Here is a 400-nt window from a genome sequence, read left to right on the forward strand (position 1 = left end):
ATAGCAGAACGATATGCTTCAAACGACGCTTCGCGATCCAGCGTTCCAGAGAAGAAATACAAGAGAACAGGCAGCATCACAAACAAGCCGACGCCGCTGATACGGTGAAGAATAGATACAATCCCCGGTATGGGCAATCGGATATTCGGAATTTCCAAAAATACCGGGCGTGATTTGGCGGACATGGTCAGTTCCTCTAGATTTATTATCAGCTCAAAACCTATAGCTCAGCACTACAATAAGCTACATAAACCATAATTTACCTGTTTTATCTCATTTTGAACAGTGCAATTTATGAATGCTCTAATGATTTTTACCAAAAGACTAATAAAATCAAACAATCATTCTTAGATTTTTTTTTGCGTGGCTAGCCTTTTTTGTTACTTTCCTGCAATTAAGC

1 protein-coding gene is annotated in these 400 nt (G+C 39.0%); it reads right to left on the minus strand.

The window, feature by feature from the left end; genetic code table 11:
* On the minus strand, nucleotides 1-185 hold a 185-nt coding region (gene sdhC, locus ACTHSP_RS22410; protein WP_440347060.1), incomplete at its 3' end, for a succinate dehydrogenase, cytochrome b556 subunit.
* Between the last annotated feature and the right edge of the window lie 215 nt (nucleotides 186-400).

This window comes from Neisseria sp. P0001.S005 (assembly GCF_051963715.1).